Raw genomic sequence first — 13,562 nt, 5'->3', positions numbered from 1 at the left:
TTTTCGTCATAAACGCAGTCAGTAACTCGCATTGGGGTAAGCAGCAAAAGGTGCCCGGCACTTGTGGCCACGCTATTCACCTATCGGTGCGCTGTAGCGTGGCCATCAGTGAGTAGTGCATCGATAAGAGCGAAGGCAAAGGCCGTAGCCAAACAAAAACGCCGCCCAGCGGAAACCATTAGCAGTTTCCGTGGGCGGCGTCGCTGTGTTCGTCGTAAAGCGAGTGCGGCAGTAAGCCGTGATCAGCTCTACTCGTGGGTGCCTCGGAGGTCCTTGTAGTCTTCATCGTGCCAATCCACGTTGGCCTGGTCCTTAGTGGTGACACCCACGTCGCGTTGATGCGGAACCTTCGCAATGATGTTGCGTCGAGCGCGGCCGGCGCGGAGCTGGCTTTCGATGCGCTCGGCAAGGTTGGCCAGGCCGAAGTTGATAGCAATCAGAATGATTGCCACGATGACCAGCGATGGAATCATGGCGCCGTAGTACTCGCCGAGCTGGCGGCCGGAGCGAACCACTTCGACGTAGCCAATCATGTAGCCCAGCGCGGAGTCCTTCAGCGCAATGACCATCTGCGAGATAATCGCCGGCAACATGGCGGCGACTGCCTGCGGCAGCAAAATGGTGACCATCGTCTGGCGGTGGGAAAGACCCAGCGCAATCGCGGCCTCTCGCTGGCCCTTCGGTAGCGACTCGATGCCGGAGCGCAGAGTCTCGCCAATCACAGATCCGTTGTACATGGTCAGACCAAACACAACAGCGGCAAAGCCGAGGTAGTTCGACGGGAACAGCTGCCAGATGGCGAACACCGAGTAGGCGAACAGCATGAGCACGAGCACCGGGATGGCGCGGAAGAACTCGACAATCACCGAGCACAGCCAGCGCACCGGCGCGACCGGGCTCAGCCTGCCGACGCCCAGGAGAGCGCCAATAACCAGTGCCAACACAATAGAGACGACAGCCGCGATAATAGTGCTGACCAGGCCGGGCAGAATGTATGTGGTCCAGGTTGTGGATTCGAGGAAGAACGACCACTTGTTGGCCTCGAACTGGCCCTTGTCGGCCAGTTTCATTCCCACCCAGGCGAGAATCGCAACGGTGATTGCAGCCACGATCCAGGTGAGGGTTCGGTTGAAGCGCTGAGCCTTGGGGCCCGGCGCGTCGTAAAGAACTGTTGCGCGAGTAGCCATTAGCGCTTCACCGCCCATCGCTTGCCAGCCCAGCCGAAGAACAGGCCGGTCGGCAGAGTCAGAATAATAAAGCCGACAGCGATGATGCCGAAGATAATCAGGATATCGCTGGCGTAGTTTTCGGTCATGGTCTTCATCAGCAGCGACGCTTCAGCCACACCGATTACCGAGGCAATCGTTGTATTCTTGGTCAGCGCGATCAGGGTGTTGCCGAGCGGCACGATAGCGCCGCGGAATGCCTGCGGGAAGATGATGTAGCGGAAGCTCTGGCCGAAGTTTAGCCCCAGGGAGCGGGCGGCTTCGGCCTGCCCGAACGGCACAGTATTAATACCGGCACGCAGGGACTCCGCGACAAAGCACGAGGTGTAGGCAACAAACGCCAGCACCGCCAGGCGGAAGTTCTGCTTGACAATGAAGGAGTCATTCTCCGCAGCCAGCAGCAGACCCAAGTTGTAGTAGAGACCCATCGAAGCCAACAGCACAATCAACGTCAGCGGGGTATTGCGGACGATGTTGATGTACCAGGTCGACAGGGTGCGCAGGATTCCCGCGGGGCTCACGCGCATAGCGGTGAGAAGCGTGCCAAAAATCAGGGAACCAATCGCCGAGGCAATCGTCAGTTTGATGGTTACCCAGAAAGCCGGAAGCAGTTCCGGCCCCATTTCACTCCATAGTTCTGGATTCATTGTTTGCTCGCACCCCTTCCTACTTCTTCTCTACGAACGACAAATCGCCGATTGCCGGCTTGTCATCGAGCTCGAACTTGTCGCCCAAATGCTTCTTGACAATCTTCTGAAGTTCACCAGTGTCGTACAGCGACTCCAGCGCCTCATTGATGGCCTCACGGCTAGCATCATCGCCCTTGGGTAGACCGATGCCGTAGTACTCGTTGGTCCAGTAGGAGCCATCGGGGTTACGCAGCTCGACCACGCGGAAGTCATCGCCGAAGCGTTCCTTGTAGCGCTGAGCGAAGCCCGCGAGAATAGTCGCATCGGTGGTCAGGGCATCGACGACGCCCTGCTTCACACCTTCGGCGCATGCGGCGTAGGTATCGAACTCCTGCAGCTGCACCTCCGGCAGAGCGTCCTTGACCTTCTGCGCTGGGGTGGAACCGGAAACAGAACACAGGCGAGTGCCCGGGGCGACGTCGTCAAGCCCCTGGATGCCCTCGGAACCGCGCACCAACAGTGCCTGGTGCGTGACCAGGTACGGGCCGGCGAAGTCGACGGCAGCCAGGCGGCCAGCGTTGATGGAGTAGGTGGCGGCGATCATATTGACCTCGCCGTTGTTAATTAGCGTCTCGCGCTGAGCGGACGGGGTCTCGCGCCACTCCATCTCGGGCACATCCCAACCGTTCTTGTTGGCGATGTACTCGATGACGTAGCGGGAGACATCAGTATCGACGCCCGCGAACTCGCGATCCGGGGTGCGCTCACCGAGACCCGGCTGGTCATACTTCGTACCCAGCGTCACGTGTCCGGCCTCGATATCGGCCAGCAGGTTTCGGGGTCCGCCGCTACCGCAGGCCGCGAGGCTCATTGTCGTGGCAACAGCTACAACAGCCGCCGCAACTCGCTTGCCGACGACACCTCGGCGGCCCTGGTTACGACTGCGTCCCTGGCCTCCTCGTAATAGTGAAAACTTCATGGTTACCAGCCTCGCCTAGTGCCCGACGATCTTGGCCAAGAAGTCCGTGGCGCGATCGCTCTGTGGGTTGGTGAAGAAGGTCTCCGGGTCGGTGTCTTCGACAATCGCACCGTCGGCCATGAACAGGATGCGGTCGGCTACGCGGCGGGCGAAGCTCATCTCGTGGGTGACGCAGACCATGGTCATGCCGCCCTTGGCCAGGTCGGTCATGACATCGAGGACCTCGTTAATCATTTCCGGGTCGAGCGCCGAGGTGGGCTCGTCGAAAAGCATGACCTTCGGGTCCATGGCCAGGGCGCGGGCGATGGCGACGCGCTGCTGCTGGCCGCCGGAGAGCTGTGCCGGGTACTTGTCGGCCTGTTCCGCAATGCCGACACGGGCGAGCAGCTTGTCCGCACGCTCGCGGGCCTCGGCTTTGGAGATCTTGCGGACCTTCAGCGGGGCCAGCGTGACGTTGTCCCGAATGGTCATGTGGCTGAAGAGGTTGAACTGCTGGAAGACCATGCCAACCTCAGCCCGCAGACGGGTGAGTTCCTTACCCTCTTCTGGGAGAAGTTTGCCGTTGATGCGGATCTCGCCGCTGTCGATGGTCTCGAGGCGGTTGATGGTTCGGCACAGTGTGGACTTACCAGAGCCGGAGGGGCCGAGGACAACTACGACCTGACCAGCTGGGATTTCCAGATTGATGTCGCGCAAAGCGTGGTAATCGCCGTAGTGCTTATTCACCCCGGCAATCGAAATCATGCTCTGTGGTGTGGATGATTCAGTCATGTGAAAAAGTATAGGTGACTCACGACACATCACTGCTATCGGTGTTCCTTGTGCGATATTCACCTGTGAAAAGTGACTGCACACCAATTAGTTCTAAAGATCCACGCGATGGCGCCTCGCAACAGGCTTGCGGCCATGCACGAACCAGTAGAAAACGGCCGCGAGAACCACCACAACCGCCAGGCCTGCGTACATCTTGTCGAACCCCATAGTGGCGGCTACCGAACCAAGCACGATCGGGCCGAGGCCGATGCCTGCGTCGACAAGCAAGAGCAGCGTCGAGATGCCCGTGCCCAACTTGTGCGCCGGCGCCAGGTGCACGGAGATGGTCTGGCAGGCCGGCATCAGCGTGCCGTAGCCCAGGCCGCAGAGCGCACCGGCGGCGATAACGTGCCAGTCAGCGGTTGCGAAAGCCAGAACAAGCAGTGAGATGGTGAAGCACACCAGGCCGATGGCAATCACCGGGTTGTCGCCGCGGCGATCCTGTAGGCGGCCTAGTGAGAAACGTGCCGCCATCATCGCCACCGCATAGGCGATGAAGAAGAAGCTGGCGCCCCTAGCCAGGCCGCTCAGCTGCGAGTATCGGTTCAGGAATGTAATCACGCCCGCATACGCCAGGCCGACGAGCAGCATGAACAGGCCGATTGGCACCACTCTCGGCGTCATGATGTCATCGAAGGAAAACGTGCGCTTCGTCTCGCTTGCCGACGAATCCTCGGTGGCCCCGTCCTTGGTTGCCGCAGTGGCAGGCTCGTTGTGTTGTGGCAGAAAGAGCGCCAGCACCAGTCCGACAATGGACAGGCCGAGGGCTGTGGCAAAGAGGACGCCGTAGCCGACCGAACCAATAAGGGCCAGGCCGAGAGCTGGGCCAATCGCTGTGGCCAGGGTGGTGCCGAGCGAAATGTAGCCAGTTCCCTCGGCGCGGCGCGCAGCCGGAATAGCGGTTTGGGCGGCGGCCATCACGGCGGTGGAAGCGAACGCGTAGGTCAGGCCGTGGATGATGCGGATCGCAATCAGGACCGGCAGGGATGCGGCCCACATGTAGGCGGCACAGGCTGCCACGATGACAGCAAGCGAGCCAAGCATGATTCTGCGACCACCGAAGGTGTCCACCAAGTAGCCGGAAAAGAGGCGAGCGATGGTGGCACCGACCACGAAAGAACTGGCGGCGAAGCCACCGGCGGCATCGGAGGCGGAGAAGCGCTGGACGGCGTAGAGCGCCATGACTGTTATTGAAAGGTAGAACACCAGGTACATGCTGAAGTTAATCAGCCAGCTGATGATGAACGCGGGGGAGAAGAGCTTGTCCTGCCCGTGCTGCTCGTCCTGCTCGTTCTGTTTGTGCCTGTTCTGTGTGGTCGTATGCGTTGTCATGCTGAAGATACGGTCTCTTTTCTCGTTTGAAAACGATCGTGGAATTAGTGCTTTGGCAAAACTGCTTTCCGGTATTTGTATCGTGCAAAAATGCAGTTAGAGCTCGAATTATAACAATCTGTTTGTATGATGCAAACGCGCTTTTTTGGCCTTAACCCCATCCGCGGCACGCTAGAATAGGGTCTGTTCAACAAACAGATACATTTCGCAGGCTCATTAAAGGGCCGACATAAAGGCGACAAGAGGATTGACTGCCACCGTGCGAAACGACGACCTGGCCGCGCTCGTTTACGAGAACATGCTGCTATCCCGGGTGAGCTCCAGCGGCTACCGACCACATCGCAAGGACATCCTGTTGGATCGCTCCGCCGCAGCACTGCTGGCTAGGCTGGAAGCGCAGCCGGACATGACAGTCGCCGAGCTCTCCGATGCGCTGGGGCTGGACATTTCTACGGTGCACCGCCAGCTGGCCGCCGCCATGCGGCAGGGGTATATCGCGAAGAGGCCCGCGCCGTCGTCAAGCGCGAAGGTGCATAGCGCGACTGACAAAGGGCTAGAGCTGCTGCACCGGGAGATTGAGGCGCGTAAGAATACCGTCGATGACATTACGCATGACTGGGCGGACTCGGAGCTCGCGGAGTTTGTGCGATTGATGCGCAAATTCAACGAAGGTGTGGAAGAAATGCGTGGTCATCCATGGCCTAGATAACCGCGGATGCAGTGGTCATGGAATACTTGAGGGCGTGGCTGAGAAAAAGAAGATCGCAAACGTCCTTGCTAACCGATACGCCTCTACGACTCTGGCTGAGTTGTGGAGCCCTGAGTACAAGATCATCCTCGAGCGCAAGCTCTGGATTGCCGTTCTGAAGGCTCAGGTCGCCCGCGGAATTGAGGTGCCGGAGGGCACTATCGAGGCGTATGAGAAGGTCATCGACCAGGTTGACCTCGACTCCATTGCCGCCCGTGAGCGTATTACTCGCCACGATGTGAAGGCTCGCATTGAAGAGTTCTGCGACCTGGCTGGCACCGAGCACATTCACAAGGGTATGACCTCGCGTGACCTGACTGAAAACGTTGAGCAGCTGCAGGTTCTGCAGTCGCTGAAGGTCGTGCGCGACAAGGCCGTTGCCGTTGCCGCCCGCACTGCGGAAAAGGCCTCCGAGTACCAGTCGCTGGTGATGGCAGGTCGCTCCCACAACGTCGCCGCACAGGCAACGACCCTGGGTAAGCGCTTCGCTTCCGCTGCGGACGAGATGCTGCTGGGCATCGAGCGTGTAGAAGACCTGATTTCCCGCTACCCACTGCGCGGCATCAAGGGCCCGATGGGTACCGCCCAGGACATGCTGGATCTGCTTGACGGTGACGAGTCCGCACTGGCCTCCCTGGAAAACGAAATCGCTGAAGGCCTCGGCTTCGACCGCGTCTTTGACTCCGTTGGTCAGGTCTACCCGCGCACCCTCGACTTCGACGCTCTGTCCGCACTGGTCGAGCTGGGTGCAGGCCCGGCGTCGCTGGCCACCACCATCCGCCTGATGGCCGGTAATGAGACCGTCACCGAGGGCTTCAAGGAAGGCCAGGTCGGCTCTTCCGCCATGCCGCACAAGATGAACGCCCGCTCCTGTGAGCGCGTCCACGGTTTCCAGGTCATCCTGCGTGGCTACATGACTATGCTCTCCGAATACGCCGGTACTCAGTGGAACGAAGGCGACGTTTCCTGCTCCGTGGTCCGCCGCGTTGCGCTGCCGGATGCCTTCTTCGCCATGGACGGCATGTTCGAAACCTTCCTCACCGTCCTGTCCGAGTTCGGTGCATTCCCGGCCATGATCGACCGTGAGCTGGAGCGCTACCTGCCGTTCCTCGCCTCCACCAAGATCCTCATGGCAGCTGTCCGCGCTGGTATGGGCCGCGAGGAAGCCCACGAGATTATCAAGGAGCACGCCGTCGCCACCGCATTGGATATGCGCGAAAAGGGCGCCGAGCAGAATCTCACTGAACGTCTCGCTGCAGATGAGCGTTTCCCGCTGGATGCCGCAGGGCTTGCCGACGCTCTGGCAGACCGTCACGCGTTCATCGGTGCCGCGGAATCCCAGGTTGACCGCGTAGTTGCACGTGTGCAGGCTGTCGTGGACAAGTACCCAGAGGCTGCGGCCTACAAGCCGGGCGAGATTCTGTAGCTTCGCGAGCGTCACGCGCGAAACGCGTAAACGCGTAAACGCAAAAACGTAAAGACGTAAGGTCCCTTGAAAAACTCTGTCACGTTGGTGGCAGAGTTTTTCTTCGTTTGTTGGCGAAAGCACCAGTGAGCAGCCTAATTCCTCGGTACGATGAGCGATAACTATCGAAACCTCTACGCGAAAGGTGCCCGACGTGACATCGGCTGTTAGGACTTCGCTTTCTCGCCCAGGTGCCACATTGAATGTGCTGCGCTGGGTTCCAGAAAATGACAAGGGCGCGCCCATTACTCCTAAGGGAGTGGTGCAGATTGTCCACGGCATGGTCGAGTACGCCAACCGCTACGCCAAGTTCGCCGAGTACCTCGTATCCCAGGGCTATGCCGTCGTCGCGCACGACCATCGCGGCCACGGTATGACCAAGACGGATGCTGGCATCCCGGGCTACTTCGCTGACTACGGTGGCTGGAATCTAATTCTCGAAGACCTCCACGCAGTGCGCCAGTACGTTGATGCAGAATTCCCAGGCAGCAAGCACTATATTCTCGGCCACTCTATGGGGTCGCTTCTGACTCGTAACTACATCGCCAAGTACGGCGAGGGGCTTACCGGCGTCATTATCATGGGCACCGTGTCGTGGCCAGGAGCTAAGGGCGATGCGGGAATGAAGGTTGCAAACCTGCTGGCTAAGATTCTTCCTACCGCGTCGGGCAAGCTGCTCAACACCCTCACCTTTGCTGATTACAACAAGGGCTTTGAGCGCCGCACTAAGTTTGATTGGCTCACCCGCGACCACAAGATTGTCGATGCTTATATTGCGGACGACAAGTGTGGTTTCGTTCCCACCAATGCCTTTTTCCGCGACCTTCTCGTCGGCACGCACTACGCGAATTCGTCTGAAGCCTATGAGAAAGCGCCTGATGATCTGCCACTTTTCGTGGTTTCCGGTGCCATTGATCCGGCGGGTGGCGCTGGCTGTGTGACTGAGGTCGTGGGTAAATACCTGAACGCGGGGAAGAAGGACGTGCGCTTTAAGGTCTACCCGGATGGTCGCCATGAAATTCTCAACGAGTTGAATAAAGAAGAGGTCTACGCCGACATTTTGGCGTGGTTGGAGTCCCGCTAAGGGGAGCTGGTTAATAGGCGAAAAGTGTGCCCGCTCGGCGTGTCGACCGGCGTGTTGACCGGCGCGTCGGCGGGTGGGCACCTTTTTGCTACTTATCCCAATGCGAGTTACTGACCGCGTTTATGCCAGCGACGGCGGGTCAATCCGAGTTACTGACTGCGTTTATGTCAGAAATGGCCCGAAAAATGGCCTGAAAGTGTCATAAACTCGCACAGTTTCACATTTGCAGCCCGTATTCACGTGTGGAGTCCGTAATTTTTGGTGTCTGCCCAGTCATTATCTTGAGAATCAGACACACTTTTTGTCTGTCGATCCAGAGGTGCTGGAAGAACGTGTGCGCTAGCTCGGAGTGCGCCACGAGTGGCGCTGCTTGTGTGAGCCCTAGAAAGCCACCGCACTTCTAATAAGTTTCCATTGCGCGGATGCTTTTGTCGGGTAACGTTCTTTTCACGCTGGAAGAAAAGGAACCGACCACATGATCAGAACAAGACAACTCTCGGCGGTCGTGCCCACTATTTCCATGTTGCTGGTGCTCGTAGGCTCTTTTGCGGGAATCAAAGCAGGGCGTGCACAGGCGCAATAGGCTGCGAGTACCTAGATGCCCAGGACTCCGATTCGCTGGCTGAGTCCATGAAGACGCTGGCGACCCGCACCGCACGCACCGCGAAGTCCAGCGCGCAAGAGATACAGGGCGGCGACGCTCCTACGAGCGCTCCCCAGGTGCCTGCCGACGTGGAAACGTTCTCGACCAAGCTGCGGGAAAAGACTCCTGAGTCCGAGCGCAGCATCAGTAATCAGGAAGGCGACGGTGCTGAGTACTTCTCCGTCCCGGTCGCTGAGGGAGAGCGGCTTGCAATTAGTGCGGCCACGGTGCCGGGAGCGTCGTCAGGCGCGACTTTGATGGACCTAGATGTCCGCAACTTCTCGCTCACTATGCATTTGGACGACAGCAGTTGCTTCCTTGCCAATGATTTCGGCAATGGCATCATCGACTCCAATGGCCCCCTTTTCGCATCGATAACAACCAAGCAGTCCGGAGGAGCGGAGGGGGACTGTAAGTCGGGCAATATGGTGTTCTCCGTGGCCCGAAAAGGAGGCCCCTTCGAAGGTCAGGACATTCCTGCAGAAGTGACCATCAAGCGTTTCGCCAACGAAAACCTGACTGATGTGCCGGAGGCGTTCCCGTCCGACAAGGAGAGGTGGTTGGTGACCCAGTGGCTTGTCCAGCAGGGGTGCTCGGGGTTTTGGTCATCAGCCCGGAGTAGGCGGTGTCGCCGTCGACGCTGCGGCGTAGTCCTTCGGTGACTGCGGCAGCGTAGGCCAGTGGTGCGCGGTGGGCGTACTCGGTGCGTGCGAATCGGGCTTCTAGCGCCCATACGGCGTGTGCGTGGCCGTTGGTGGGGTTTTCGACGACTGCGTTGGATCGCCACTGTTCGCGATCCCACATGGCGCGGATGAGTGCGTCGTCGTGGTCGATGTCGACGACAAGCAGGTTGGAAATCGCATCGGGGTTGGCTTCGATGAATCGTTTCCCGAGTGCTTTTTGCCTGCTGGTGCGGTAGATTCCGTCGCGCAGATTATCCGACGCTAGCGGCCATAGTGGCAGCCATAGCTGCTCGAATTTGCCGTCTGGCCGGTCGGTGGGAGCTGTCATGGTGCTCATCCTTGCACAGGGGTGTTTTGTGCTCGGGGATTTCTCCCCAGCGTGTTCAAAGTACGTCGCGAACCAAGTCAGATATTTCCGGGGTTCCAGGGGGGGATCCCCTGGAGAGCTTTTCTCACTGCACGAGCGAAGCGAGTTCCTCCCCCTGGGCGCCCCGAGAGGCCCCCAACGCGCACTACGCACCCCGACTTCATCGACCACTAAACCGGCCCCTCGGCAAGGCGGTCCCACCACCGCGGCAGTCCCTAAAAAGTCGCAGATGCTCATCTGCAAGAGGTGTGTCGACCCTGGCGGGTCACTTTCGTTACTTGGCAGGGTCGGGACTGGGTGCGTGTGTGGCGCGGGCGGCGTGCAGGATGGGGCTATTGACCGGTTTTTGGGAGGTTTGGGCGTGTGAGTGGTTCGTACATCGAGCGGTTGCGTGAAATTGGCTCAGAAATCGCCTCAGACGCGACGCTGAGCGCCTCACAGCGCGAGTTGGCACTCCAAGGCGTGGAGGATGCTTTGAACGCTCTACGGGGCGCTGATCGCGATCAAGGCTCGGTGCAGTCGCATCCTCGTCGTGTGCTTGGGGCTGAGGCTGTCGCTGACAGCGCGGGAGTTGTTTTTGGTGTGCGCCCGCGCAGGAAGCGCGGTGCGCCGCGGCCAGAGCGCAAGCGCGACGGTTAAGCCGTTGGCTCGCGCGATGTCGCCGGCGAGGTAACACATGGAACGAAGCGCCGGATTCTTTCGATGAAAGCGGAACGTAGGTTGAGCGCTAGATTGCTCGGCAGTGCTTGAGCTTGAATCCTTTTCCTTTCATCCTCCCCAGTTTATTATTTGCATCTCGCTGAGCGGCGCCCCTGTCCTTGCCTTTGCCAAAGATGTATTGCCCAGTTGCTTCATTCCGAAGATTTACGACAGCGCACTTCAGCGTGACGCCTTTTCCTCGTGGGGGCTTTTTCTTCGCTAGGAAGACTTCCGATGCTGGCTTCGGTGCATACGCACTAGCACTCGGCGCAACAGAGAACGCTGCCCCCGTTAAAGCTAGGCTTACTATCCCGACTACTAATGAACGGAGTGACTTTCGCATGACCAATCCTTCTTCCTTGTCAAATGGTGAGCTGCAAGGCTTTTACGAAGACCTTTACGTTTATTGCTCTGAAAAAGACTCTTACCAGGTTGCCGAGCGTTTCAAGAAGGAACTCAAAGTTTCTTTTCCCGAAATTGACGATCTTCCTGATTTCACAGTTGATGAGTGCGATGAAGACGAGTATCAGCTTGCTGAAGAATTAGACCCTGGTAGTAATCAGGAAAATTTTCGTCCGTACATGATTACTCAGCATTTCTTCCTGGAAGTCTTAAACCTAAGTGACAAGATAATTGACCCTATTAGTGATGCTGTTTTCGAAGCCGTTCAACGAGCTACAGAAGATGTCCCATACTTCAGTTTCATGGGTTTTCTCAAGGAGAATCACTCTGATGATGAGTAGAAGAACGTAGCATCTGGCTTTACTCTGATACGTAGCGGTGGACTGTTCCCACGGAGTACCCAGTTTGTTTTGCTATCGCCCTGATGCTTAGCCCACGAGCACGTAACTCTCGGACGCGGCGACGCTTCTCGTTAGCGCGTGCGAGGTAGTCTTCGCGCGATTCACTAGTCCATCGTTGAGCGGTTCTAACAGACGCGCCCATTTTCTCGGCAAGAGCGCGAGCTGTTTTTCCGTTACGCGGATAGCGAGCATAAACCTCACTCATAGGGCACTTCTCCAGTTCTCTTGAGCAGCTTTACGCCTAACCTCTCCGCTTTTGCGGCCTCGTGCGCTTTGGATGGTGCTGAAGGTTGCTTCGTAGACGGCGGGGCCGTCTGCCCACATGCGGGATTTGGTGGTGATCCATCGGTGGATGGAGCGGGCGATTTGGTCGACTTCGCGTGTAGACAGTGGTTCGCTGAAGAGTTGTTGGTTCATGGCTTGTGCGGTGGTTTGGATTGCGCGGCCGAGTCCGTCGGGGTTGCCGAAGTGGTGGCGGATTTCGCGGTATGCCCAGGTGCGTGCTGATTCGAATAGGGCGCAGTTGCGCCCTAGTCCGACGGGGTTTTTGCGGCGGGTGCGCTTCCACGATGGTGGCGGCATGAAGCCGGTTTCGGTTAGCCAGAAGTTCAGCTCGTCGAGTGTGTAGAGCTTGAACCCTCCGCCCGCGACACCGGAAGCAGATCAGGCTAAGAAGGTCACCCCAGGTTCGTGGTTCGATGACGCCACGGAACTTACTGTCGACAACATCAGCAGCGTCACGGCCGACATCGTTCCTGGTGAGACACACGTGTACAAGATCAAGTCCGAGTATGGGCAGCAGCTCCGCGGCGCCGTCAAGCTCATCGACGCCCCAGAAGCGGACAAGCTTGCACAAATCTCCGGCCTGGATATCAAGACACTGAATTCGGCGCGTCAGCTCGCCGGTAGCGAGGAAAACCGTCCTGTAAATGAACACCAGATCGGCGAAGAGACAGCATTTGGTAACTCGGCCCGGATTAACTACCGCAATCGGATTGGCGAAGGTGGTGAAAAGTCGGGCGATTACGAGGCTGAAAGAGCGTGGCTGGATGGTGAGCAGTACATCGTTGTCTTCTTCAACAACAGCTGGGGCGCCGGTAAATCTCACGATGTCGCGGATGTTCAAAACGTCCCGGTGACCTACCAGCTGACCACGGAGTTGGTCGGCGAGAAGATTCCGGGCCCAAGTTTTGAAAAGGTCGCGCACAAGTCGCCAAGTAGCGAAACCCCGACTAGTAGCCAGCAGGAGCCGAAGGACACCGCAGAAAACGAGGATGACGGTTCCTCGAACATGATGTGGATTTCTATCGGTGGAGTTCTGCTAGCCGTATTCGTCGGCGCAGCGATCGCATTGACGCGCAAGTAACGCTAGAGCGTCCAGTACACGCCGAATCGGTCAGGCTTGACGACGGCTTCCGTGCCCTCGGTAATCTCAGCGCCTGCCAGGCCAAGTGCTTGGCAGGCGCTTTCGATTTCTTCGGCGGAATCGCTGGAGATGCGCATCGCCACACCGTCGCCAAAGGTGAATTTGTGCATGCCCGGCGAGTCGAGCGTCATGAAATTGCCTGACCCGAAAAGCTGGTTGTAGACCTCGGTGGCGGCGGCAGCCTGTGGTTCGTCGCCAGTCCACATGAAGTAGGGAATAACGGCGGGATTCGCTGTCTTTGCGGCAGCGTCCGTGCTTGCAGCCCCGCTGGTTAAGGAATTAATCATCAGTTGCCAGTTGACCCCATTGCCGTCTACCAACCAGCCAAAGAGCGGCGAGAAATCGTAGCTGGTCAGGGGCATGAGCGTAGCACCACCGCTGATGGTTTCATCACCCGCCATCAGATGCTCCCACAGTCTGCGCAGCTGGTTTTCCTGACCAGGGGCAAATCGCACCAAAAAAGACACAGCGGGGGTTAATCGGCGGTTCCCGTCCTCAATGAGCTCGAAGTCCATCCCACCGATGGTGAGCGTGGTGGAGTTGGGCTTGATGTTGGAGTGAAAACCTTCGGCGTAAAACCGCGCAGCGGCGCGAGGGTCGTCGTTAAGCGCGATCACGGCCGAAATAGAAACAGTCATGAAAATGAGCCTAACGACGAGCGCTTA

14 protein-coding genes are annotated in these 13,562 nt (G+C 58.3%); 6 read left to right on the top strand and 8 right to left on the bottom strand.

Features of this window, described 5'->3' with window-relative positions; genetic code table 11:
* Positions 1-248 precede the first annotated feature (248 nt).
* From HMPREF2857_RS07230 to HMPREF2857_RS07210, 5 genes are all read right to left on the bottom strand, one after another.
* Positions 249-1,187: an amino acid ABC transporter permease gene (locus tag HMPREF2857_RS07230; RefSeq protein WP_070643358.1), complete on the bottom strand. Its 939-nt coding sequence runs from the start codon at positions 1,185-1,187 to the stop codon at positions 249-251.
* Positions 1,187-1,873 (bottom strand): amino acid ABC transporter permease, encoded by a 687-nt coding sequence (locus HMPREF2857_RS07225; RefSeq protein ID WP_070643343.1) that lies wholly within the window; start codon positions 1,871-1,873, stop codon positions 1,187-1,189. Before HMPREF2857_RS07225 ends, HMPREF2857_RS07230 begins: the two co-directional genes overlap by 1 nt.
* Positions 1,874-1,892: 19 nt before the next feature.
* Positions 1,893-2,834, bottom strand: coding sequence for a glutamate ABC transporter substrate-binding protein (locus tag HMPREF2857_RS07220; RefSeq protein WP_070643340.1), 942 nt, complete (start codon positions 2,832-2,834; stop codon positions 1,893-1,895).
* 15 nt (positions 2,835-2,849) lie between these two features.
* The gene (locus HMPREF2857_RS07215) at positions 2,850-3,578 is read right to left on the bottom strand and encodes an amino acid ABC transporter ATP-binding protein (protein ID WP_070643337.1); all 729 of its coding nucleotides are present in this window, start codon (positions 3,576-3,578) and stop codon (positions 2,850-2,852) included.
* 120 nt (positions 3,579-3,698) lie between these two features.
* The gene (locus HMPREF2857_RS07210; RefSeq protein WP_070643334.1) at positions 3,699-4,979 is read right to left on the bottom strand and encodes an MFS transporter; all 1,281 of its coding nucleotides are present in this window, start codon (positions 4,977-4,979) and stop codon (positions 3,699-3,701) included.
* Positions 4,980-5,238: 259 nt separating this feature from the next.
* On the opposite strand from HMPREF2857_RS07210, the gene HMPREF2857_RS07205 reads away from it, so the two are divergent.
* From HMPREF2857_RS07205 to HMPREF2857_RS07195, 3 genes are all read left to right on the top strand, one after another.
* Positions 5,239-5,688: a MarR family winged helix-turn-helix transcriptional regulator gene (locus HMPREF2857_RS07205; RefSeq protein ID WP_070643356.1), complete on the top strand. Its 450-nt coding sequence runs from the start codon at positions 5,239-5,241 to the stop codon at positions 5,686-5,688.
* Between the two features lie 34 nt (positions 5,689-5,722).
* Complete coding sequence (purB, locus tag HMPREF2857_RS07200) at positions 5,723-7,153, top strand: adenylosuccinate lyase (protein WP_070643331.1); 1,431 nt, start codon at positions 5,723-5,725, stop codon at positions 7,151-7,153.
* A gap of 193 nt (positions 7,154-7,346) precedes the next feature.
* The gene (locus HMPREF2857_RS07195; protein WP_070643329.1) at positions 7,347-8,276 is read left to right on the top strand and encodes an alpha/beta fold hydrolase; all 930 of its coding nucleotides are present in this window, start codon (positions 7,347-7,349) and stop codon (positions 8,274-8,276) included.
* A 1,135-nt stretch (positions 8,277-9,411) separates the two neighbouring features.
* On the opposite strand, the gene HMPREF2857_RS10950 is transcribed toward HMPREF2857_RS07195, so the two are convergent.
* Positions 9,412-9,930: a replication initiation protein gene (locus tag HMPREF2857_RS10950; RefSeq protein ID WP_210384781.1), complete on the bottom strand. Its 519-nt coding sequence runs from the start codon at positions 9,928-9,930 to the stop codon at positions 9,412-9,414.
* 402 nt (positions 9,931-10,332) lie between these two features.
* On the opposite strand from HMPREF2857_RS10950, the gene HMPREF2857_RS07180 reads away from it, so the two are divergent.
* Together HMPREF2857_RS07180 and HMPREF2857_RS07175 are read left to right on the top strand one after the other, a co-directional pair.
* Complete coding sequence (locus tag HMPREF2857_RS07180) at positions 10,333-10,608, top strand: hypothetical protein (protein WP_048733057.1); 276 nt, start codon at positions 10,333-10,335, stop codon at positions 10,606-10,608.
* A 401-nt stretch (positions 10,609-11,009) separates the two neighbouring features.
* The gene (locus HMPREF2857_RS07175; protein WP_048733056.1) at positions 11,010-11,411 is read left to right on the top strand and encodes a hypothetical protein; all 402 of its coding nucleotides are present in this window, start codon (positions 11,010-11,012) and stop codon (positions 11,409-11,411) included.
* A gap of 261 nt (positions 11,412-11,672) precedes the next feature.
* Here the strand turns inward: HMPREF2857_RS07175 and HMPREF2857_RS11320 are convergent, their stop codons facing one another.
* Positions 11,673-12,053 (bottom strand): primase C-terminal domain-containing protein, encoded by a 381-nt coding sequence (locus tag HMPREF2857_RS11320; RefSeq protein WP_246819654.1) that lies wholly within the window; start codon positions 12,051-12,053, stop codon positions 11,673-11,675.
* A gap of 49 nt (positions 12,054-12,102) precedes the next feature.
* On the opposite strand from HMPREF2857_RS11320, the gene HMPREF2857_RS07165 reads away from it, so the two are divergent.
* Complete coding sequence (locus HMPREF2857_RS07165) at positions 12,103-12,837, top strand: hypothetical protein (protein ID WP_210384780.1); 735 nt, start codon at positions 12,103-12,105, stop codon at positions 12,835-12,837.
* Between the two features lie 2 nt (positions 12,838-12,839).
* Here the strand turns inward: HMPREF2857_RS07165 and HMPREF2857_RS07160 are convergent, their stop codons facing one another.
* On the bottom strand, positions 12,840-13,535 hold the full coding sequence (locus HMPREF2857_RS07160) for a VOC family protein (RefSeq protein ID WP_070643323.1): 696 nt from the start codon (positions 13,533-13,535) through the stop codon (positions 12,840-12,842).
* Positions 13,536-13,562: the final 27 nt, after the last annotated feature.

Source organism: Corynebacterium sp. HMSC076C10, assembly GCF_001812455.1.
Lineage (GTDB): Bacteria > Actinomycetota > Actinomycetes > Mycobacteriales > Mycobacteriaceae > Corynebacterium > Corynebacterium jeikeium_D.
The sequence above is the reverse complement of the archived record's forward strand: the minus strand, read 5'-3'. Positions and strand labels throughout refer to the sequence as shown.

What these genes read in the sequence shown, in the direction of transcription:
- HMPREF2857_RS07230 (WP_070643358.1), bottom strand. Translation starts at nt 1,187, where the DNA reads ATGGCTACTCGCGCAACAGTTCTTTACGACGCGCCGGGCCCCAAGGCT.
- HMPREF2857_RS07225 (WP_070643343.1), bottom strand. Translation starts at nt 1,873, where the DNA reads ATGAATCCAGAACTATGGAGTGAAATGGGGCCGGAACTGCTTCCGGCT.
- HMPREF2857_RS07220 (WP_070643340.1), bottom strand. Translation starts at nt 2,834, where the DNA reads ATGAAGTTTTCACTATTACGAGGAGGCCAGGGACGCAGTCGTAACCAG.
- HMPREF2857_RS07215 (WP_070643337.1), bottom strand. Translation starts at nt 3,578, where the DNA reads ATGATTTCGATTGCCGGGGTGAATAAGCACTACGGCGATTACCACGCT.
- HMPREF2857_RS07210 (WP_070643334.1), bottom strand. Translation starts at nt 4,979, where the DNA reads ATGACAACGCATACGACCACACAGAACAGGCACAAACAGAACGAGCAG.
- HMPREF2857_RS10950 (WP_210384781.1), bottom strand. Translation starts at nt 9,930, where the DNA reads ATGACAGCTCCCACCGACCGGCCAGACGGCAAATTCGAGCAGCTATGG.
- HMPREF2857_RS07175 (WP_048733056.1), top strand. Translation starts at nt 11,010, where the DNA reads ATGACCAATCCTTCTTCCTTGTCAAATGGTGAGCTGCAAGGCTTTTAC.
- HMPREF2857_RS11320 (WP_246819654.1), bottom strand. Translation starts at nt 12,053, where the DNA reads ATGCCGCCACCATCGTGGAAGCGCACCCGCCGCAAAAACCCCGTCGGA.
- HMPREF2857_RS07160 (WP_070643323.1), bottom strand. Translation starts at nt 13,535, where the DNA reads ATGACTGTTTCTATTTCGGCCGTGATCGCGCTTAACGACGACCCTCGC.